19 protein-coding genes are annotated in these 19,735 nt (G+C 47.3%); 12 read left to right on the top strand and 7 right to left on the bottom strand.

All coding sequences use genetic code 11. The annotated features are described in order from the left end of the window. Positions 1–145: 145 nt before the first annotated feature. Complete coding sequence (locus AC0VYQ_RS11845) at positions 146–1,669, top strand: MDR family MFS transporter (RefSeq protein ID WP_475403620.1); 1,524 nt, start codon at positions 146–148, stop codon at positions 1,667–1,669. A 689-nt stretch (positions 1,670–2,358) separates the two neighbouring features. On the opposite strand, the gene ptsP is transcribed toward AC0VYQ_RS11845, so the two are convergent. Further along, positions 2,359–4,083 (bottom strand): phosphoenolpyruvate--protein phosphotransferase, encoded by a 1,725-nt coding sequence (gene ptsP, locus AC0VYQ_RS11840; RefSeq protein WP_214766917.1) that lies wholly within the window; start codon positions 4,081–4,083, stop codon positions 2,359–2,361. 355 nt (positions 4,084–4,438) lie between these two features. Here ptsP and AC0VYQ_RS11835 point away from each other — a divergent pair, with 355 nt between their 5' ends. From AC0VYQ_RS11835 to AC0VYQ_RS11825, 3 genes are read left to right on the top strand one after another with little or no spacing between them, the layout of a single operon-like run. After that, complete coding sequence (locus AC0VYQ_RS11835) at positions 4,439–5,872, top strand: leucyl aminopeptidase (RefSeq protein ID WP_475403619.1); 1,434 nt, start codon at positions 4,439–4,441, stop codon at positions 5,870–5,872. After that, positions 5,869–6,039 carry a hypothetical protein gene (locus AC0VYQ_RS11830; protein WP_214804327.1) on the top strand — a complete coding sequence of 57 codons (171 nt, stop codon included), beginning with the start codon at positions 5,869–5,871 and terminating at the stop codon, positions 6,037–6,039. The genes AC0VYQ_RS11835 and AC0VYQ_RS11830 overlap by 4 nt, the downstream gene beginning before the upstream one ends. Continuing rightward, on the top strand, positions 6,020–6,691 hold the full coding sequence (locus tag AC0VYQ_RS11825) for a DUF429 domain-containing protein (RefSeq protein ID WP_159173453.1): 672 nt from the start codon (positions 6,020–6,022) through the stop codon (positions 6,689–6,691). Before AC0VYQ_RS11830 ends, AC0VYQ_RS11825 begins: the two co-directional genes overlap by 20 nt. Here AC0VYQ_RS11825 and ytvI read toward each other — a convergent pair. Beyond that, positions 6,671–7,795: a sporulation integral membrane protein YtvI gene (gene ytvI / locus AC0VYQ_RS11820; protein WP_159173454.1), complete on the bottom strand. Its 1,125-nt coding sequence runs from the start codon at positions 7,793–7,795 to the stop codon at positions 6,671–6,673. The two genes, AC0VYQ_RS11825 and ytvI, sit on opposite strands and share 21 nt — an antisense overlap. 85 nt (positions 7,796–7,880) lie before the next feature. Here ytvI and AC0VYQ_RS11815 point away from each other — a divergent pair, with 85 nt between their 5' ends. Both AC0VYQ_RS11815 and AC0VYQ_RS11810 read left to right on the top strand, forming a co-directional pair. Continuing rightward, on the top strand, positions 7,881–8,069 hold the full coding sequence (locus tag AC0VYQ_RS11815; protein ID WP_159173455.1) for a hypothetical protein: 189 nt from the start codon (positions 7,881–7,883) through the stop codon (positions 8,067–8,069). Next, entirely contained in the window at positions 8,032–8,922 is an 891-nt protein-coding gene (locus AC0VYQ_RS11810) for a MazG nucleotide pyrophosphohydrolase domain-containing protein (RefSeq protein WP_475403618.1), read from the top strand. The genes AC0VYQ_RS11815 and AC0VYQ_RS11810 overlap by 38 nt, the downstream gene beginning before the upstream one ends. Before the next feature lie 79 nt (positions 8,923–9,001). Here AC0VYQ_RS11810 and AC0VYQ_RS11805 read toward each other — a convergent pair whose 3' ends face one another. Genes AC0VYQ_RS11805 through AC0VYQ_RS11785 form a run of 5 tightly spaced genes read right to left on the bottom strand, consistent with a single transcriptional unit; the run spans position 9,002 to position 12,027 of the window. Continuing rightward, positions 9,002–10,189, bottom strand: coding sequence for an aminotransferase (locus tag AC0VYQ_RS11805; RefSeq protein ID WP_214892330.1), 1,188 nt, complete (start codon positions 10,187–10,189; stop codon positions 9,002–9,004). Next, a complete protein-coding gene (locus tag AC0VYQ_RS11800; protein WP_051667304.1) occupies positions 10,186–10,683 on the bottom strand; it encodes an Lrp/AsnC family transcriptional regulator in 498 nt (165 codons plus the stop codon). Before AC0VYQ_RS11800 ends, AC0VYQ_RS11805 begins: the two co-directional genes overlap by 4 nt. Positions 10,684–10,688: 5 nt before the next feature. Next, positions 10,689–11,483, bottom strand: coding sequence for a glycosyltransferase family 2 protein (locus AC0VYQ_RS11795; protein WP_214810596.1), 795 nt, complete (start codon positions 11,481–11,483; stop codon positions 10,689–10,691). A gap of 57 nt (positions 11,484–11,540) precedes the next feature. Continuing rightward, entirely contained in the window at positions 11,541–11,780 is a 240-nt protein-coding gene (locus AC0VYQ_RS11790) for a NifU N-terminal domain-containing protein (protein WP_088837669.1), read from the bottom strand. Positions 11,781–11,793: 13 nt separating this feature from the next. Then, positions 11,794–12,027 carry a DUF1871 family protein gene (locus AC0VYQ_RS11785; RefSeq protein ID WP_215115539.1) on the bottom strand — a complete coding sequence of 78 codons (234 nt, stop codon included), beginning with the start codon at positions 12,025–12,027 and terminating at the stop codon, positions 11,794–11,796. A 317-nt stretch (positions 12,028–12,344) separates the two neighbouring features. Between AC0VYQ_RS11785 and AC0VYQ_RS11780 the strand changes: the two genes are divergently transcribed. The 6 genes from AC0VYQ_RS11780 (at position 12,345) to AC0VYQ_RS11755 (ending at position 19,624) form a co-directional block, all read left to right on the top strand. Beyond that, a complete protein-coding gene (locus AC0VYQ_RS11780) occupies positions 12,345–14,570 on the top strand; it encodes a ribonucleoside-diphosphate reductase subunit alpha (RefSeq protein ID WP_251132187.1) in 2,226 nt (741 codons plus the stop codon). Positions 14,571–14,586: 16 nt separating this feature from the next. Then, positions 14,587–15,075 (top strand): flavodoxin domain-containing protein, encoded by a 489-nt coding sequence (locus tag AC0VYQ_RS11775; protein WP_029331225.1) that lies wholly within the window; start codon positions 14,587–14,589, stop codon positions 15,073–15,075. Further along, positions 15,044–16,087, top strand: a complete 1,044-nt coding sequence (locus AC0VYQ_RS11770) for a ribonucleotide-diphosphate reductase subunit beta (RefSeq protein ID WP_029331224.1) — start codon at positions 15,044–15,046, stop codon at positions 16,085–16,087. The genes AC0VYQ_RS11775 and AC0VYQ_RS11770 overlap by 32 nt, the downstream gene beginning before the upstream one ends. Positions 16,088–16,465: 378 nt before the next feature. Then, positions 16,466–16,858, top strand: coding sequence for a S1 domain-containing post-transcriptional regulator GSP13 (gene yugI, locus AC0VYQ_RS11765; protein WP_012371159.1), 393 nt, complete (start codon positions 16,466–16,468; stop codon positions 16,856–16,858). A 136-nt stretch (positions 16,859–16,994) separates the two neighbouring features. After that, positions 16,995–18,161 (top strand): iron-containing alcohol dehydrogenase, encoded by a 1,167-nt coding sequence (locus tag AC0VYQ_RS11760; RefSeq protein WP_475403617.1) that lies wholly within the window; start codon positions 16,995–16,997, stop codon positions 18,159–18,161. Positions 18,162–18,274: 113 nt separating this feature from the next. Next, positions 18,275–19,624 carry a glucose-6-phosphate isomerase gene (locus AC0VYQ_RS11755; protein WP_029331222.1) on the top strand — a complete coding sequence of 450 codons (1,350 nt, stop codon included), beginning with the start codon at positions 18,275–18,277 and terminating at the stop codon, positions 19,622–19,624. Positions 19,625–19,735: the final 111 nt, after the last annotated feature.

The following is a 19,735-nucleotide window of genomic DNA, read 5'->3' as shown; positions in this document are numbered from 1 at the left end:
GGGACTTCGAAATCGTATTCGACGAGATTGTCGGATACGATTTTTTTGTAGTCCAAAACATTCAGTAATGAGAATTTGCACATATGATGATACAATGAGTAAGCTATTATGAAGATTAGCTATATTTTAAGAAAGAGGTGAGTCGATGGCTTCGACTACAACAGAAACAAAGACAAAGACAAATTATGTCGTTCTTGGATTATTGATCGGGATTTTAGTAGCGGCGATGGATAATACAATCGTTGCAACGGCAATGCCGACGATTGTCAGTGAACTGAATGGTTTTGATCAATATGCCTGGGTCACGTCCGCTTACATGATCGCGACGGTCGCGGGGATGCCAATTTTCGGTAAGTTAAGTGACATGTATGGGCGGAAACGATTTTTCTTATTCGGTATGTTGCTCTTCATCGCAGGGAGTATCCTGTGTGGAGTCGCAGATTCGATTACAGAGTTATCGATTTATCGTGCTGTTCAAGGTCTAGGTGGCGGTGCCTTGATGCCGATTGCTTTTACGATCATTTTTGATATTTTCCCACCAGAAAAACGAGGGAAAGTCAGTGGCTTGTTCGGAGCAGTCTTCGGGATTTCAAGTATTTTCGGACCATTGCTTGGAGCCGTTTTGACGGACGCAATTAACTGGCGCTGGGTGTTTTATATCAACATTCCACTTGGTTTAATTGCATTGGCGCTCGTTTCTTTATTCTATAAAGAATCACCGATCCACCGGACTCAAAAAATTGATTATGCGGGTGCCGCGACATTGGTCGCTGGATTAGTCACGTTCCTGCTCGGGCTTGAACTCGGTGGGAAAGAGTACGCGTGGAGTTCACCACAAATTCTTGGATTATTTGGCGCATCACTCGCATTGTTCATTCTCTTTGGTCTGATTGAACGCCGGGCGGCTGATCCGGTCATTACGTTCAGTCTGTTCAGTCGCCGCCTGTTCGCAGCGACGCAAGGGGTCGCATTCTTTTATGGATTCGTCTTCATCTCCGCAAGTGTCTTCATTCCGATTTTCGTCCAAGGTGTCTTTGGCGGCAGTGCGACAAACTCGGGTCTGATCTTGATGCCGATGTTGATTGCTTCCGTGGTTTCGGCGCAACTCGGAGGACGTCTCCCGAATAAATACGGGTTCCGAAATGTCATGATGCTCTCGGCCGTGTTCTTTGTTCTTGGTGTTTATTTATTAAGTACGATGTCACTTGAGACGACACGGACTGCCGTTACGATTTATATGATCATCTTAGGTTTTGGTGTCGGCTTCAGTTTCTCTTTATTGAATCTTGCAAGCATCAATGGCATCGAGATGAAACGTCGTGGTGCGGCGACATCGATGGGCTCGACGTTCCGGACGATTGGGATGACACTTGGTGTAACGATTCTCGGAATCGTTCAATCACGGACGTTTACGTCATCTGTTAGTGAACAATTACCTGGCGGCAGCGCACCGGACGGTGGACAGTTCCCGACAGCAGCAGCATTTGCGAAGATGCCACCGGAAGTGGCGACAGCGATTAAAACAGCACTTGCGGATTCGATTTCCTCGGTTTACATGTGGGCGTTGATTCCGGCGATACTGGGTGTCATCTTCGTGTTCTTCATGGGCAAGGAACGCCCAATCTTAAAAGAAGAACAAGGCGATCGACCACAAACGAAACAAGCATAATTCAAGTCATTTTTGATAGGAAAGAGACTGACGTAAAAGGAATCACTCTTTCACACGCGTGTTTTCTCAAACAGGAAACAGGATACGCTCTCCTGTGGGAGTCGAATAAAACGAGTGCATACTTTTTCCTTTTCGATGTGCGGCTTAGATACACATCAGTCAGGACCGAGAAGAATAGATATCGAAAACGCCAATGACTCCGTATGTGAAAGACGGAATCATCGGCGTTTTTTTGCGTACAGGGCGGAACGTTCATCCTCGACTCCTATGGGAAAAGGAAGCGCGATCAGCGCTTCCGTCAGGAATAGGGAAGACCCGGCATGACCGCATGAAACGCGGGTTGCCGCGGCTTACATTCCGCCCGTGGAAAGCGAGGATGTCGGAACCGTCCGTCACTAAGACTGATGTTAGAGTAACTTTGGAGTCAGCCCTTTTTTGTATTCAAGAAATCGAGGCTCCTACAGGAAGCGCACAGATGAATATTAGCTTTTGAACTAGGGTGTAGGAAAAGCGACATTGGGCAACATGTGTTATGTAGACGAGTCGAGATGGGGAAGCGCGGTCAGGACAGGCCATACCTATAAAAACTTTTTAATCTTCATAAGAGTTAGTCTACAGTCTGTATAAATAACGGCTCCTTTTGACGCGACAAAAAAACACGCCCCGAGATGGGACGTGTCCGAAAAATCTTATTTTTTAATATCGAATGTCGTGCTGAGGAAGTTGACGACGTCTTCGGCTGTATCCATGTCGAGGACTTGCTCAACGATTGCTTCACACTCTGTTTTGTTCAGGCGCGTCATCAAGCTGCGTGCGCGAAGGACAGAAGAAGCAGACATTGAGAATTCGTCGAGTCCGAGTCCGAGGAGGATTGGGAGTGCGAGTTCTTCTCCAGCCATCTCACCACACATGCCGACCCATTTACCGGCTTTGTGTGCTTCTGTGATGACGTTGTTCAAGAGGTTCAAGATGGCAGGGTTGAACGGTTGGTAGAGATACGAAACTTTTTCGTTCATCCGGTCTGCCGCCATTGTGTATTGAATCAAGTCGTTTGTTCCGACAGAGAAGAAGTCGACTTCTTTCGCGAATTGTTTCGCCATGACTGCTGTCGCCGGAATTTCGACCATCATTCCGACTTCGATGTCGTCAGAAACCGTTACACCTTCACCTTGAAGGTTCGCTTTTTCTTCAAGAAGTAACGCTTTTGCTGCACGGAATTCTTCGAGTGTTGCAATCATCGGGAACATGACAGCAAGTTTGCCGTATGCACTTGCACGAAGCAACGCACGAAGTTGTGTCCGGAACAAGTCAGTTTGGTCCAGGCAAAGACGAATTGCACGGTAACCAAGGAACGGGTTCATTTCGTGTGGAAGGTCAAGGTATGAAAGTTCTTTATCCCCACCGATATCAAGTGTCCGGATGACAACTTTTTTATCGCCCATCGACTCGAGAACTGTTTTATATGCTGTGAATTGCTCATCTTCCGTCGGGAACGTTTCCGCATCCATGTAGAGGAACTCAGTCCGGTAGAGACCGACTGCTTCCGCACCGTTTTCAAGCACACCTTTGACATCGTTTGGTGTTCCGATGTTCGCTGCAAGCTCGACGTGATGACCGTCTGCTGTAACTGTTTTTTCGTTTTTGAGTTTTTTCCATTCTTCTTTTTGAGCGATATATGCTGAGCGTTTTTCTTCGTACTCTGCGATTTGTTCGCTTGAAGGGTTGACGATGACATCGCCTTCCGCTCCGTCAAGAATCAAGAAATCACCGTGTTTGACTTCAGTCAAGACGACTTTTGTCCCGACGACTGCTGGAATTTCAAGAGAACGTGACATGATCGCCGAGTGCGAAGTCCGTCCACCGATGTTCGTCGCAAAACCTTTTGCGTACTTCCGGTTGAGTTGGGCAGTGTCTGATGGTGTTAAGTCTTCTGCAATGATGATGACTTCTTCGTTGATTTGTGCAGGTGTGACGAATGTAATACCGAGAAGATGTGCCATTGTCCGTTTTGTTACATCACGGACGTCAGCTGCACGTTCGCGCATGTACTCGTTGTCCATCGATTCAAAGATTGTCACCATCATTTGTGAGACTTCGTCGAGTGCTTGCGCTGCGTTCGTTTTGTCCTCGTCGATTTTTGCGTTGACTTGGCTGACGATTTCAGGATCTTCGAGGATCAACAAGTGAGCTGAGAAGATTTCTGCTTTGTCCGCACCGAGTTCTTTTAATGTGTTCTCACGGATGATTTCGAGTTCACCTTTTGATTGAGCGATCGCTGCCTGGAACCGTTCTTTTTCAGCCGCTGAATCCTCGATTTTATTGTTTGGAATGTCAAAGACAGGTGTTTCCATCACGAATGCCTTTGCAATCGCGATCCCTGCAGAAGCGCCAATTCCCTTGATATGTTGTGCCATGTGCATTACCCTCTTTTCAGTAAGTTTTTTTCGCCGCAACGACGTCGTTTCTCTGCTATCTATAGATACCCATAAACGCATCTCTCTTAACGGGTCGACTGCGAACTCTCCCTTTGAATGAAAACGTAGACATTTCTGTCGTTACCAAAATGAACGTTTCTATGAAGTGCCTGTACTTTTCACCTGTTAATCCTATCACATTGTGAAACGGGCAACAATTGTTTGGAGCCGTGCATTTCGACAAATTACCGAACGTCAAAAATGAGAGCGTTTTCAAGCTGCGTGATGGCTATCAGTTGGAAAATGGCGCAAAACACTTCATACTTATTAGTAACACTAAAGGGGGATTTTTAAGATGCGATTAAAACAAGTAGATCAGCAAGCAGACATCGAAGTACTCGTCGTCGGTATCTCAGGAAATGCACAAATGGAAGAACGGATTCAGGCACTTTATCCGGAGCGGTTTGATGAGTGGGTCCGCGGTGGAGATATTTCGACGAAACAAGGCGAACTCCGGTTATTGCCGACGTTGACGGGGACGATTGCCCGTGTGTTATTTGTCGGTCTTGGTAAAGTGGACCGTCTATCTCAAGATGAGTTACGTCGACTGTTAGGAAAAGCCGCCCAATTTTTAAAAGTCCGGAAGCTATCGAACGTCACGGTTGATGCTGCGACATTCCCGGGGAAACCTGCCGAGTTGATCGCTGAGACGTTTGCACTTGCTACATATGACGTCAAACACTACAAAACAGGTCCAAGCGTTTCGTACGAACTCGATTTGACGATTTGGTCCGATGAAGGGGAACAAGAAGCAGTACGCGGGCATGCCCTCGCTGAAGCAACGAACTTAGCCCGTCGTCTCGTCACGATGCCTGGGAACATCCTGACGGCGCCGGCACTCGCTGACGAAGCTCGTTTCATTGCGGAACGTCATGGACATGCGTTAAAAGTCATTGAAAAAGAAGAAATGGAAGCACTCGGCATGGGGGCGATGCTTGCCGTCAATCAAGGCTCGACAATCCCGCCGAAAATGATTGTCCTCGAATATAAAGGGGCGGGTGATGCAGCACCAATCGCTGTCGTCGGAAAAGGTGTCACGTTCGATACAGGTGGTTACTCGATTAAACCGAAAGACGGTATCGTCGGCATGAAGGGGGACATGGGTGGTGCAGCAGCCGTCCTCGGCTTATTCGAAGCCCTCGGTCGACTCAAGCCGAACGTCAACATCCTTGGAGTGATTCCGGCAACGGACAATATGATTTCAGGTGATGCCTTCAAGCCGGATGATGTCATTACATCGATGGCTGGAAAAACGATTGAAGTCTTGAATACGGATGCGGAAGGGCGTCTCGTCTTAGCGGACGCTGTCACCTATGCAAAAGAATACAATCCGAAAATGATTATTGATCTCGCGACATTGACGGGTGGAGTGCTCGTTGCGCTCGGGACAGAAATCACGGGAGCCTTAACGAACGACCAAGCTCTGTACAGTCGCTTCGAAGCCGTTACAAAAGAGACGAACGAGATGATTTGGCAGATGCCGTACGTCGATCAATTCATTAAACAAGTGCGCCGGTCGGAAGTCGCTGATTTAAATAACTCACCGGGACGGATGGGACACATGATCTTTGGCGGAGCGTTCGTTGGTGAATTCGTCGGGAAAACGCCATGGCTCCATCTTGATATCGCCGGAACATCAGAGCAAAAATCAGCATCGGAGCTTGGTCCGAAAGGTGCCACAGGTGTCATGGTTCGAAGTCTTTACCGGTTCGCTGAACAAGAAGGATGAGATGGCTGAACGTCCTCTTACTCATCATGACGGTGCTCAGCATCGTCTGGTATGTAGAGTCGGGTTCACGTGTTTCGCTAGCGTGGGCTACGTTTTTAGGAGTCTTTACGGTCTTGTTATTACTGAAGGTGCTACGGGAGAAAACGAATGCGCGTCACCGGGATTGACGCGGCAAAAGCCGGCTGGGTCGCTGTCTCGATTGAAGAGGGGCAGTTTTCCTATCAAATCGTCGAACACCTCGATCAACTCGAAAATAGCGACGTACTCTACATCGACATGCCGATCGGGCTTGAAACAGACACAAGACGAACCGTCGATCAGCTGTTACGAAATGAGCTGAAGCCGGGACGGACGAGCAGTGTCTTCAATGCACCATTAGTGTCGGCGCTTGATGCATGTGACTATGCCACCGTGAACGCGCAGTCAAAACAAGCGGCAGGACTTGGCTTATCAAAACAAGCCTGGTACTTGTTACCGAAGATTCAGGAAGCGCGTAGTTATTACCGGGACGGGATGTACGAGTCGCATCCGGAAGTTTGTTTTGCTCGCTTGACCGGTCACCCGGCCCGCCATAACAAAAAGACGGTCCAGGGGATAAAGGAGCGGACAGAATTGTTACGGCAGTTCGCATGTCCTGCTTTTTGGGAACAATCCGTCAAAGGGGTTGCGACTGACGACTGGATTGATGCCTGTCTGCTTGCCGTCGCGGCGACTTGCCCGGTGGAATATCTCCCGAACCATCGACCGGTTGATGCGACGGGTCATCCCTTATATGCGGCAGCACCTAAAAAATCACCCTCACCGGAATGGTGTGGGTGATCCTTTAATAAAGTCCCATAAATAATGAAAGATTTGTGCATTATATAACGCTTTGATGATGACGGCGACGAGCGGTCCGAGGATCAGACCGAAGACCCCGAAAAATTTAATCCCGACGAACAAGGCAATCAGTGCCGTAATCGGCTGGATGCCGATATTGTCACCGACGATTTTCGGTTCCATGATATTACGCTGCAAAATGACGACTGCATACAGAATACCAAGTCCGATCGCAAGTCCCGTATCTCCTGTGATGATCGAGTAAGCAATCCACGGTAAAAAGACAGACCCTGTACCTAGATACGGCAAGATGTCAAAGAAAGCGGCAATGAAAGCAATCGCAAACGGATGATCGACACCGAGAACCAAAAGACCGATTAAGACGATGAAAAATGTAATCGTAATCAATGTCAATTGGGCTTTGATGTAGCCGAACAGGGCGGACCGAAGACTCGAAACGACCGTTTCTGCACGTGCGAACCAGGGGAACATCTCATACTGTTTCATCCTGATTTCATATTTGTGCCAGTCTTTCGCGAGGAAAAACCAGGCGAGCAGGACGATGACGAGAATCAAGGCGATTGAAGGTAAGGTCGCTAACACACTTTGCAACATCGTGGCGATACTTTTAGATCCCTCGCCGATGAAGCTTGCAAGTGAGCTTCCGAGTGATTCGATACTGTTTTGAACCGTATTCTGTTGTGACGGACCGAGTGACCGGAGCGCTTCCGAAGCGTCGTTCCACATCGGGGCCAATTTGTCATTGTAGAGCTTTTGGAAGTAGAGACTGAGTTCCTGGATTTGGTCCGGGAGTTGATTGGCGACGAAGACGAGTCCTCGAATCAGTTGCATGACAATCAAGACGAGTGAACCAATCAAAAGACCGCTCATTAAGATGATGGACAATAACGCACCCCAACCACGGTTGAGTCGAAGACGTTTTTGGAAAAAGTCGACAAGCGGACGACTGAGTAGGGCTAATAAAAATGCGAAGACGAACGGATACATCAACGAAGACAGGCGGATGATGATAAAACCTGTGAGAAACAAGGCGAGTATGACACCGATGAAACGAGCCAATTGCCAAAGACGTTCAGTCGACACGAGCAACACCTCTTATATATATGTAATACCATCATCATAGCATGTTAAGGAACGAGAACGTAGTTCAAACAGAGGAGGAATTTCGATGAAACGAAAAGAAGTGGGACTAATGGTTTCCTTGGCGATCGCAAGTGGTGTAGCCGTCCGTGAATGGCGTAAAAACCGAAAATTTACTGAGCAGTATCAACGACAAACGCAGCAGCAGTTGATTAAAGAAATGACGGAGGTCGAGACGGATGCAGGAGATGATTCTACTTCAACAAAAAGTCGATGAGACGATTCGAGCGTTAGGTGGTTATTTTCGTCCGCTCTCTGGCCTCGCGCGCTTGATTGAAGAAGTCGGGGAAGTGGGAGAAGCGTTAGAAAAAGAGGACACGACGTTCCTGTGTGCCGAGCTCGTCGACGTGTTAATGATTTCAACATGTCTGTCAAACCAATACGTGACCGATTTAGCCTCGGAGCATCAGCAGTTGAAAACAGAACAGGACGAAGCGGACGCCTCGTTTTACCGACTCGTTCATGAAGCGGGTCAGGTCGCCCGGGTCATGAACGGCTACGAAGGAGACAAGCCACCGAAAAAGACAGATGCAACGCTTACGGTCGGTACGTCACTCGCCCGTCTGCAGCGCGAGTTGTTCCGATTTGCCCGTCCATTAGGTCTTGATTTGTTAAAAGAAATCGATCGGACGAATGAAAAAAACCTCGTGCGTGACAGTAAGCGTTTCGCGCTGACACGAGACCCCATTACGGAGGCGACGATTGATCATTACCGGAGTGCGACCGGCAGTGAGGAGCGACTCTGGGGTGCGCCCGTGTATGAAGCGGAACGTTCCTTAGAAGAGAACGTCCAACAGGCACTACCGTCGTTGCGACGCTTTTTACGGTGTGCTCGTAATGAGGGAATCGAGGCATTTGTTCTGGAAGCACCGATTGAGCGAAGTGATCAATTGGTCGCCGTCAAAGAACAGGCAGAAGAAATCGGACGGATCATCAAGGAACAAACCCCTTTGTCCTTTAAAGAAGCCCCGTACCGAATCGATGTATATGCTTCACAGTTGGGGCCGGTGTCACCGTTTCACTCAGAGGACGAACACCGGATGTTTTTGTTGCTTTATATTGATGCGTAATTAGAAAATGACGCTAAAAAGCGAACCGCCTCGCGAGGTGGTTCGCTTTTTGTGTGTTGAAAGAAAACGGTCGGGAAAATCATGTCAGACGATCAGCAACTGCCGTTCGTTGTTCAAGTTGTTGCATGAAGCGAGAAATACGATGGATGGCTTCTTGCAGTTGTTCGATTGAACTGGCATAGCTTGCGCGAACATAACCTTCACCACTCGCCCCGAAGACGGAACCAGGAACGACGGCAACACGTTCTGCTAGTAACAGTTGTTCTGCAAAGGCTTCACTCGTCAAACCCGTATCTCCGATGTATGGAAAGGCATAGAAGGCGCCCCCGGGTGAATGAGTCGGGAGACCGGCTTCATTCAAAGCTTTGACGAAGTAGTTACGGCGTTGGCGATAACTACGGACCATGTCAGGAACCGTCTTGTGGCGTGAACGGAGTGCTTCAATCCCAGCGAATTGGACGAGCGTCGGTGCACACATCATGCCGTACTGATGGACTTTCAGCATACACTCCGTGATTTCTTTTGGCGCACAGGTAAAACCGAGACGCCAACCTGTCATCGCAAAGGCTTTTGAGAAACCATTGATGACAATCGTGCGCTCCCGCATTCCAGGTAACGTCGCGAAGCACGTCGCCTCTTCCTCATACGACAACTCTGCATAGATTTCGTCACTGATGACATATAAATCATGTTTGTTTGCGAGGAGGGCGAGATCTGCGAGTTGATCGCGCGTCATGACAGAACCGGTCGGATTGGACGGAAAACAAAAAATGATGGCCTTCGTCCGTGCCGTGATCTTGGCTTCAATCGTCTCAGGAAGAATGGCGAAGCCGTCTTCCGGGCGACAGGCAGCAGCAACAGGAATTCCGCCTGCGAGCTCAATTAAAGGCGCGTACGAGACAAATGCCGGTTCGACGACGATGACCTCGTCACCAGGATTAATCAGCGTCCGAAAAGCTAAGTCAAGTCCTTCGGATGCACCGGTCGTGACGATGATTTCGTCTTCGACTTGATACTCGATTGCAAATTTTTCGTGCATATAGTTTCGGATTTCTTGCCGTAACTCGACTAAACCGGCATTGGCGCTATATGCCGTATACCCTTGCTCGAGTGCTGCGAAGCTTGCTTCCCGGACGTTCCACGGGGTGACGAAGTCGGGTTCGCCGACGCCGAGCGAGATGACATCTTCCATTGAACCGGCTAAGTCGAAGAAGCGACGGATGCCGGACGGTGCTAATTGTTCGACGCGTTCAGAAAGTGACTTCATGGAGACACCTTCAATCGTTTATCGCCGTCATCCTGACTGAAGAGGACACCATCGTGTTTGTATGTCTTCAAACGGAAATGGGTCGTCGTCGAAATGACGGAATCGAGTGTCGATAGTTTTTCCGAGACGAATTGCGAGACTTCCTGAAGCGACTTTCCGTCAAGGACGACTTGTAAGTCGTAAGCACCTGACATCAAGTAGAGCGACGTGACTTCCGGGAAACGATGAATCCGTTCTGCGACTTCATCAAAGCCGCGGCCCCGTTTCGGTGTAACTTTGACATCGATGAATGCCGTGACGCCATGGTGAGAATTGATTTTTTGCCAATCGATGACTGCCGTATAACCTAACAAGACACCATCTTGTTTAAAGCGGGCAATCGAGTCGATGACTTCGTCGACTGGCAGATCGAGCATTTGAGCAGCGAGTGTCGAATCGACAGGACCACTTTGTGATAGTAACTCTAAGAGTTCTAATTGTTTTTCTGTATACACGGGATTCACTCGCTTTCTGTCAATTGTCCGTCAAACGTCCGGCGTGTCTCACGTAACCGGGCACGGCGTTCAGACTGAACAATATGAAAATTTTTCATTTCGGTCGTTGGCAACTCGTGTTTAGCGACGAGACGGTCGAAGTAGACTTTTCGTGCCGCATCTTGCTGAGCGGATTGATGATTACCGGACGGATTAAAGGCATAGAGGACCGTCGCGCGTGCTGGGTGAAGCACGAGGTGGTCCTTCCCGACACGGAGAATCCAGTCCCAGTCCCAGTAGTTGAAGACGTCTTCATCAAACGCACCAAGTGTTTGGTGAAGCGATTTGCGATACATTGATCCGGATGGGATGAACGTCGAGTCTTGCTTCATCGCGTCACGGTCATATGGATAGGCAAATGGCTCCGTAGCGATGACGGTCCGGCGTCCATTTTCCCAGCGATACGTAAAGAGTTCGGCATCTGCATACGTCAAGTCTGCCCCGGCTTCTAAATCGCCGAGCGATTCCTCGATATGAGAAGGCAACAATAAATCATCATCATCATGGAGCAAGATGAATTGACCGTTCGCGATTGTCACGCCGTGGTTGCGAGCCCGGACGTGATGATTTTCAGGTAAATCGACATGGATAAGTGTTAAGCGGTCTTCAAAAGCACGTACGACGGGAATAATCGAGTCGCCGTTGTTGTTCAAAAGAATCACTTCGAAATCTTGATAGTATTGACGGGTCAATGCTTCGAGCGCCTCAGATAACTCACGTGGGCGATTGTACGTCGGGATGATGACAGATACCATTGGCATGAGAATCGGCTCCTTCAACAAAGACACCTGCAACATCCAGGTGTCTTCATGTATTCCTTACATCTGTTCTTCGATAACTGGAAGTAATTCATTCCATTCAGCGGCTGGTTCTTTCGTTACTGTGACAAAATCACCGTAAGCGAAGAGATTATCGATGCCATCGATCGTAATCAATGCTGCGAGTAATGCGTCCTCTGGTGTATCGTCTTTTTTGACACTCGTACTTTTTGAGCCGAAACGGTCTCCGTCGAGCGTGATTTTTACTGAGTTCGGGTTTGGTGTGTAGTCTACTTGCATAATAAGTCTCCTTTCAAAGTTCACACGAATCTTCGCACAAAAGTAAATTCGTTGCGAGTGTTGTTAGTTCCTGCTGATCAGGTTGTTCCCCAAACGATTCTTCAAATATTTCACCAATTGCTTGTGCAAGTGGGCTTACTTGATCGTGAATCGTTAATAGCACTAGTATAGCAGACATTTCCGTTGGATAATTTCCTGACCCTAGGAGAAAAGGATCATATTTATTTAAAAGTTCTTCTGAACTCAAAACGCGTTCAACTCCTTATCTCAATATATCTCAAAAGGCGGTGGTCTGCGTTTTTAAATTTGTTTGACCTGATTTTTAATGCAAGGGGTTATTTTTTTCTGATTCAGTGATAACCTATATCTTGTACATAAATAGGTTTAAAAACGCTTAAAACGTCTATATATAGAGTGACACTTTAATAGTTCTTTCTATATGTAGGACGTCTTTTTTTAGTTTAGCGCATTTTTTACTGCAATGCGAACCTGTTTAACGATAGAGAATGGGAGTGGTTCATAGTGGCATCTCCACTGAATACAGCACGCATCTATAAGGGTGCAATGACAATAGAAGATGTATATCTCGTGATTCGACAAGTGACAGCGTCTTATCCAGAACTCGACATCGAACGTTATACAGAACGCGCGATTCGGGCGCTCGAAGGGAAAACCCTCCAGGCCGATCAAGTGTATGAATTGTTGACGATGCATGCGCTCGACATGTTAAAAGCAGAGGAACCGAACTGGACGTTCGTCGCGACGGCAACGTACTTAAATCGTCTTTATCTTGAGGCAAGTGAAAATCGTGGATATGTAGCAGATGAACGTTATGGATCGCTTTACACGTTGATTGAAAAGCTCACTGAAATCGGTATTTTCACACCACATTTACTTTCAGCCTACACGAAGGATGAAATCGAAGAACTCGCTGCGACAATCGATCCTTCACGCGACCAACTCTTCACATACATTGGTCTCCGAACGTTAGCGGATCGTTATCTTGCCCGTGATCACGTGAAAAAATTATATGAACTACCGCAAGAACGCTTCATGATCATCGCGATGACGTTGATGCAGACAGAACCGAAAGAACGCCGGGTCGAGCTCGTCAAAGAATCGTACTGGGCTTTGTCGAACCTCTACATGACGGTTGCGACGCCAACGCTTTCGAATGCCGGGAAATCATACGGACAGTTATCGTCTTGTTTCATCGATACGGTAGATGATTCACTCCGGGGGATTTACGACTCGAATACGGACGTTGCGACACTTTCAAAAGGCGGCGGCGGAATCGGCGTCTACATGGGTAAAATTCGTTCGCGCGGATCAGACATTAAAGGATTCAAAGGTGTTTCGAGTGGTGTCATTCCTTGGATGAAACAGTTGAACAACACGGCAGTCAGTGTCGATCAGCTCGGTATGCGTCAAGGTTCAATTGCAGTTTATCTCGACATTTGGCATAAAGATATCCTCGAGTTCCTCGATGCGAAACTCAACAACGGGGACGAGCGATTGCGGACACATGATCTCTTTACGGGCGTGAGTTTACCGGACCACTTCATGCGTACGGTTGAAGCGCGTGGCGATTGGTATTTATTCGATCCACACGAAATCCGGACCGTGATGGGCTTTAGTCTTGAAGATCATTTCGATGAGACGGAACAAGGGGGCAGCTTCACTGAAAAGTATGAAGCCTGTGTCAACGAACCGCGTCTCAGCCGGACGAAAGTTTCGGCGATCGATCTCGTCAAACGCTACATGCGTTCGCAACTCGAGACCGGAACACCGTACATGTTCTTCCGTGACGCGGTAAACCGTGCCAATCCGAACAAGCATGCCGGCATGATCTATTCGTCAAACCTCTGCTCGGAAATCATGCAAAACATGAGTCCGACGACCGTGACGGAAGAATACACGGAAGATGGAAAAATCATCATTACGAAAACACCGGGCGATTTCGTCGTCTGTAATTTATCTTCGATCGCCCTCGCGCGCGCCGTTCGTTCGGATGTCCTCGAACGGTTGATTCCGATTCAGATGCGGATGCTCGACAACGTCATCGATTTGAATACGATTGACGTCCCGCAAGCACAAATCACGAACCAAAAATACCGTGCCGTCGGTCTCGGGACGTTCGGTTGGCATCATCTGCTTGCACTCGAAGGGATTCGCTGGGAATCGGTCGAAGCCGTCCAGTATGCGGATCGTCTTTACGAAAAAATCGCTTATTTGACGATTGATGCATCGATGCAACTTGCGAAAGAAAAAGGGGCATACCGTTTATTCGAAGGATCAGAATGGCAAACAGGTGAATACATCAAACGTCGTCACTATAAATCAACTGCCGAGCTGAACTGGGATCGTCTCCAAGCAGATATCACAGAGCATGGTATGCGAAATGCCTACCTGATGGCAGTCGCACCGAACTCGTCGACAGCGATCATCGCCGGTAGTACGGCATCGATTGATCCAATCTATAAAAAAGTCTACGCAGAAGAAAAGAAAAACTACAAGATTCCTGTGACGGTTCCGGATTTGACGCCGGATACGAACTGGTTCTATAAATCAGCGTTTGAGATTGATCAACTGTGGAGCATTCGTCAAAATGCATCACGCCAACGTCATATCGACCAAGCGATCAGTTTTAATCTCTATGTCAAAAACAATGTCAAAGCAACTGAATTACTTGAGATGCACATGGAAGCATGGCAACTCGGGATGAAGACGATTTATTACACACGTTCGACAACCGTCGAAATCGATGAATGTGAGTCGTGTTCGTCATAAGAAAGGAGACGATATCATGAAGGCAGCAATCGTATATGCGTCAATGAGCGGTAACACAGAGGAGGTTGCGGAACTGATTGCGAAAGCCTGTTCCGACATGCACGTCGAACCCACGATGATGTTCGCTGATGATGTGACGACATATCAATTAGCACCTTATGATATCGTCTATTTTGGTTCTTACACATGGGGCGACGGTCAATTACCGGATGAAATGCGTGACTGCCTGAAGCTTGTCTTAAAGGAAAGTCCGCACAAAATTCCGCAAGCTGCCGTCTTCGGTACGGGCGATAAGATGTTCGTCAAGTACTGCCGCGCCGTTGATGAAATGGCCTACCATCTCGCGAAATTTGGTGTGCCGCTCGCCGGTGAACTGTTAAAAATCGAACAGTCACCACGGAATCGTCCGCATACCGTCAAAGAATGGACGAAACGAACGATCCTGCAATTACAGCAAGAAGGAGTCGAACAACATGGAACAGTTACAAAAGATCAAACTGCTTGATGCCCGCCATCCGAATCGTGCGACAGCGATTATCGGTGGGGAGACGAGTTCAATCGTCAACTGGAACGATATCGCCTATCCGCAGTTTTATTCAATCTATAAACAGCTTTTGTCGAACTTTTGGATTCCGGATGAGATTTCGATGTCAAAAGACATGCAACAGTGGAACCAGTTGAGTGAGCGAGAACAAGATGCGTTTGAACGGATCATCGGTCTGCTATCAATCTTAGACTCGGTCCAAACGCGTTACATCCTAGAGTCGGCGATGTTCACGTCAGATGCGTCGATTCATGCAATTCTTGCGATCATCGCGCAACAGGAAGTCGTCCATAACCAGTCGTACAGCTATGTCTTATCGAGTCTGGTTCCACTTTCGGAACAAAACCGGATTTTCGATATCGCAAAAGATGACGATATGGTCATGAAGCGGAATGCCTTTATTCTTGATTTATATGAAGATTTCCAAAACGACCGGACACCGGAAAACTTTGCGAAATCACTCGTCGCATCAATCGTTCTTGAAGGAATCAACTTCTATTCTGGTTTTGCCTTCTTCTATAACTTAGCGCGTCATCAAAAAATGGTCGGAACGTCGACGATGATCAGTTACATCCAGCGGGACGAACTGCAACACTCGTACTTCATCAGTCAATTGTTGCGTGCCGTCTTGACGGAACACCCGGAAATCGATGCCGATGGTTCATTCACGAAGTTCGTGTATGCGACATTCGAGCGTGCCGTCGATCTCGAAATCGAGTGGAGTGAGTATGTCCTGCGTGACTTAGATGGACTCGATGTCAGTGAAATGCGTGATTACGTCAAATATCTCGCGAACAAGCGCCTTCGTGTCATTGGTCTCTCCGATCTCTATGAAGGACATGACGAGGACGTCATGCCGTGGATTCGTGCGTATTCGGATGACTCGATGAATGCGACGAAATCCGATTTCTTCGAACAAAAATCACGTTCGTATGCAAAAGTGACGGATGCGAACGGATTTGACGATTTGTAAGCAGTGAATGAATCTTTAAATTTTGATTGCTTCACGATTCGTTTTCCTTTACGCTAGGACAGGTGAGGTCATGTTCGACTCCTGCGGGAAAACAAGACAATCATGACCCTGGAAGATGCAACGCATCTGAAGCGGCATGATGTCTTGTCCGCGGAAAGCGAGCAGACCGGACCGGTCCTTTTTGCGTTGAGGAGTAAGAAGAAACAAAAAAAGGGCCGGACTCGAAAAGTCCGGCAGAATCAGGGGGAATACTTGAAGTCTTGCTACTAAAATGTTCCCTTGGAAAATAAAAAATAAACAATTTAAAAAATATTTTTTACCATCCGTAAAAAGTATGTTATTATAAGTTGATGAATTTAGTTAGGGAGTGTATAAACTATGGCAAACTTTGAAAAAGACCAAGTCGTTACTGGTAAAGTAACTGGTATTCAAAACTTTGGTGCTTTCGTAGCACTTGACGAGCAAACACAAGGTCTCGTCCACATCTCAGAAATCTCACACGATTACGTAAAAGACATCAACGATTACGTAAAAGTTGGCGATGAAGTAACTGTTAAAGTTCTCGACATCGACGAAGCTAACAAAAAAATGAAGCTTTCGATCAAAGCAACTCAGGAAGCTCCAAAACGCGAAGCACGCGCTAAAGGCCCACGCAAAAACGCTGGACGCCGCGATGCAGGTCCTGCTTTCAAACAAGAAGAAGCTCCTGGCTTCAACGTGTTAAAAGGCAAATTGGAAGAATGGATTGAAAAATCAAACTTCCAAAAATAAGAATGTTTAAGAGAATCGACATCGGTCGGTTCTCTTTTTTTTACGTTTTTTTGCGTTATAAGCATTAAAATAGATGCGAAAGGGGAATGTGTGGATAATGTAAGATGTTCATTACTTATCAAGGGGGCAACACACAATGGAAAACTTTCAATATCGCAATCCAACGAAATTAATTTTTGGTGACGGTCAAGTCAGCCAAATCAAAGAAGAACTTAAAACACTAAATGCTAAGAAAGTCATGCTCGTCTTTGGTGGCGGAAGTATTAAACGCAACGGCGTCTATGACGACGTTACACGCGAACTGAACGAAGCAGGAATCGAATACGTCGAATGTGATGGCGTTGAACCAAACCCACGCATCGAAACAGCAGAGCGCGGCATTAAGATCGCACGTGAAGCAGGTGTTGATGCATTGCTCGCACTAGGTGGCGGTTCTGTCATCGACTGCACAAAACTAATCGCAGCAGGTATTCCGTATGAAGGTTCAGCATGGGATCTCGTCATCGGGAAAGCGACTCCGGAAACAGTCATTCCATTCGGTACCGTCTTGACACTTGCAGCAACAGGTTCAGAAATGAACTCTGGTTCTGTCATCACGAACTGGAAAACGCAAGAGAAATACGGTTGGGGTAGCCCGCTTACATTCCCAACGTTCTCAATCCTTGATCCGAAGTACACGGTCAGTGTTCCAAAAGACCAAACGATTTACGGGATTGTCGACATGATGAGTCACTGTCTTGAGCAGTACTTCCACACAGCACACGCACCTGTCCAAGAACGGATGACAGAAGGCGTCATGAAAGCTGTCGTCGAAGCAGGACCGAAACTCGTCAACGATCTTGAAAACGTTGAACTTCGTGGAACAATCCTCTTCGCAGGTACGATGGCACTTAACGGCGTACTTCAAATGGGAGCACGCGGTGACTGGGCTTCACATAACATCGAGCATGCCGTCTCAGCGGTTCATGATATTCCACACGCAGGTGGTCTTGCAATCCTCTTCCCGAACTGGATGCGCCACGTGTTGGACGAATCAAATGCACATCGTTTCGTGACACTCGGTGAAAACGTCTTTAACGTCGATACGACGGGTAAATCAGAAATCGAAGCAGCGCATGCCACAATCGATGCGATCAGTGCATTCTGGACATCACTCGGTGCGCCAAACCGCCTCGCGGATTACGACATCAAAGAAGATACAATCGATTCAATCGTTAAGTCAGCAATGACGCGCGGTGATTTCGGTAACTTCAAATCACTTGGTAATGAAGATGTTCGTGAAATCGTAACGGCAGCGTTATAAGTTTCTCTAACATTTGCTAATCTTTTCACAAAAGACTTGAACGACCTTCCTTCTTGCGTTTTAATGAGAAGGAAGGTCGCATTTGTTTGCGAATGAATAAGGAGGACGATGGAATGACAACGGTACGTTTTGATTATTCGAAAGCATTACAATTCGTAGGGCAACATGAAGTAGATTACATGGCAGACACGGTTAAGACATTACATGGAGCGATTCACAACGGCACAGGTGCCGGCAGCGACTTCCTGGGATGGGTCGACTTACCGACGAACTATGACAAAGCGGAGTTCGCTCGCATTCAAGAATCAGCTGAAAAAATCAAATCAGATTCAGACGTCTTGCTCGTCGTCGGAATCGGTGGATCTTACCTCGGAGCGCGTGCCGCAATCGAGATGTTAGGTCATTCCTTCCACAACCTGTTATCAAAAGACGAGCGGAAGGCGCCACAAATCATTTATGCGGGTCATAACATTTCATCGACGTATCTGCACGATTTATTTGAAGTGCTTGAAGGAAAAGACGTCTCGGTCAACATTATCTCTAAATCAGGGACGACGACGGAGCCGGCAATTTCATTCCGATTGTTGAAATCGTTCATGGAAGAGAAATACGGTCAGGCTGAAGCGAAAAACCGAATTTATGCAACGACGGACAAAGCACGTGGCGCGTTAAAAACGCTTGCTGACTCAGAAGGATACCAGACGTTCGTCATTCCGGATGATGTCGGTGGACGTTTCTCTGTCTTGACACCGGTCGGTCTTTTGCCAATCGCTGCTGCTGGCATTTCAATCGAAGAATTGATGGCAGGTGCGCGTGACGCACAAGAGAAATTCGCGAATGAAAATCTTGCTGAAAACGAAGCATATCAATATGCGGTCGTCCGAAATGCATTGTATGCAAAAGGAAAAACGATTGAGCTTCTCGTCAACTATGAACCGGCATTACATTACGTATCGGAATGGTGGAAACAGTTGTACGGAGAATCTGAAGGAAAAGACTTTAAAGGGATCTTCCCGGCAGCGGTCGACTTCTCGACAGATTTACACTCGATGGGTCAATACGTGCAAGAGGGACGTCGTGATTTGTTTGAGACGGTCATCAAAGTCGGGCAAGCGCGTCATGAATTGACGATTGAAAAAGATGCACAAGATCTTGACGGCTTGAACTTCCTCGAAGGGAAATCAATCCAATTCGTCAACGATAAAGCGGCAGAAGGGACGTTACTTGCTCATACAGATGGTCAAGTTCCGAACTTAACAGTCGAATTACCAGAGATGACGCCGTACCATCTCGGATTCTTGTTCTATTTCTTCGAAAAAGCTTGCGCGATGAGCGGTTATCTTCTTGGAGTTAACCCATTCGACCAACCCGGTGTTGAGGCATATAAGAAAAATATGTTCGCACTTCTCGGAAAACCTGGTTTTGAAGCAGAAAAAGCAGAGCTCGAAGCACGCTTGAAATAAGTTAAAAAGGCATCTCCTGGATGACAGGGGATGCCTTTTTTTGTCATTCTCCTCGATTCCTACGCACTTTCACTTTTAGAATGCTTTCGAAACAGGTAAAGTGAAGGTAGA

The organism is Exiguobacterium sp. QJM3NY_9 (genome assembly GCF_056173545.1).
Note: the sequence above shows the minus strand (reverse complement) of the source record. Positions and strands in the feature narration are given on the sequence as shown.

Coding starts and splice junctions, on each gene's coding strand:
- AC0VYQ_RS11835 (WP_475403619.1), top strand. CDS start 4,439: ATGCGATTAAAACAAGTAGATCAGCAAGCAGACATCGAAGTACTCGTC.
- AC0VYQ_RS11810 (WP_475403618.1), top strand. CDS start 8,032: ATGCAGGAGATGATTCTACTTCAACAAAAAGTCGATGAGACGATTCGA.
- AC0VYQ_RS11775 (WP_029331225.1), top strand. CDS start 14,587: ATGAAGGCAGCAATCGTATATGCGTCAATGAGCGGTAACACAGAGGAG.
- AC0VYQ_RS11845 (WP_475403620.1), top strand. CDS start 146: ATGGCTTCGACTACAACAGAAACAAAGACAAAGACAAATTATGTCGTT.
- AC0VYQ_RS11760 (WP_475403617.1), top strand. CDS start 16,995: ATGGAAAACTTTCAATATCGCAATCCAACGAAATTAATTTTTGGTGAC.
- AC0VYQ_RS11815 (WP_159173455.1), top strand. CDS start 7,881: ATGAAACGAAAAGAAGTGGGACTAATGGTTTCCTTGGCGATCGCAAGT.
- AC0VYQ_RS11780 (WP_251132187.1), top strand. CDS start 12,345: ATGACAATAGAAGATGTATATCTCGTGATTCGACAAGTGACAGCGTCT.
- ptsP (WP_214766917.1), bottom strand. CDS start 4,083: ATGGCACAACATATCAAGGGAATTGGCGCTTCTGCAGGGATCGCGATT.
- AC0VYQ_RS11795 (WP_214810596.1), bottom strand. CDS start 11,483: ATGCCAATGGTATCTGTCATCATCCCGACGTACAATCGCCCACGTGAG.
- AC0VYQ_RS11790 (WP_088837669.1), bottom strand. CDS start 11,780: ATGCAAGTAGACTACACACCAAACCCGAACTCAGTAAAAATCACGCTC.
- yugI (WP_012371159.1), top strand. CDS start 16,466: ATGGCAAACTTTGAAAAAGACCAAGTCGTTACTGGTAAAGTAACTGGT.
- AC0VYQ_RS11755 (WP_029331222.1), top strand. CDS start 18,275: ATGACAACGGTACGTTTTGATTATTCGAAAGCATTACAATTCGTAGGG.
- AC0VYQ_RS11825 (WP_159173453.1), top strand. CDS start 6,020: ATGCGCGTCACCGGGATTGACGCGGCAAAAGCCGGCTGGGTCGCTGTC.
- AC0VYQ_RS11805 (WP_214892330.1), bottom strand. CDS start 10,189: ATGAAGTCACTTTCTGAACGCGTCGAACAATTAGCACCGTCCGGCATC.
- AC0VYQ_RS11830 (WP_214804327.1), top strand. CDS start 5,869: ATGAGATGGCTGAACGTCCTCTTACTCATCATGACGGTGCTCAGCATC.
- AC0VYQ_RS11770 (WP_029331224.1), top strand. CDS start 15,044: ATGGAACAGTTACAAAAGATCAAACTGCTTGATGCCCGCCATCCGAAT.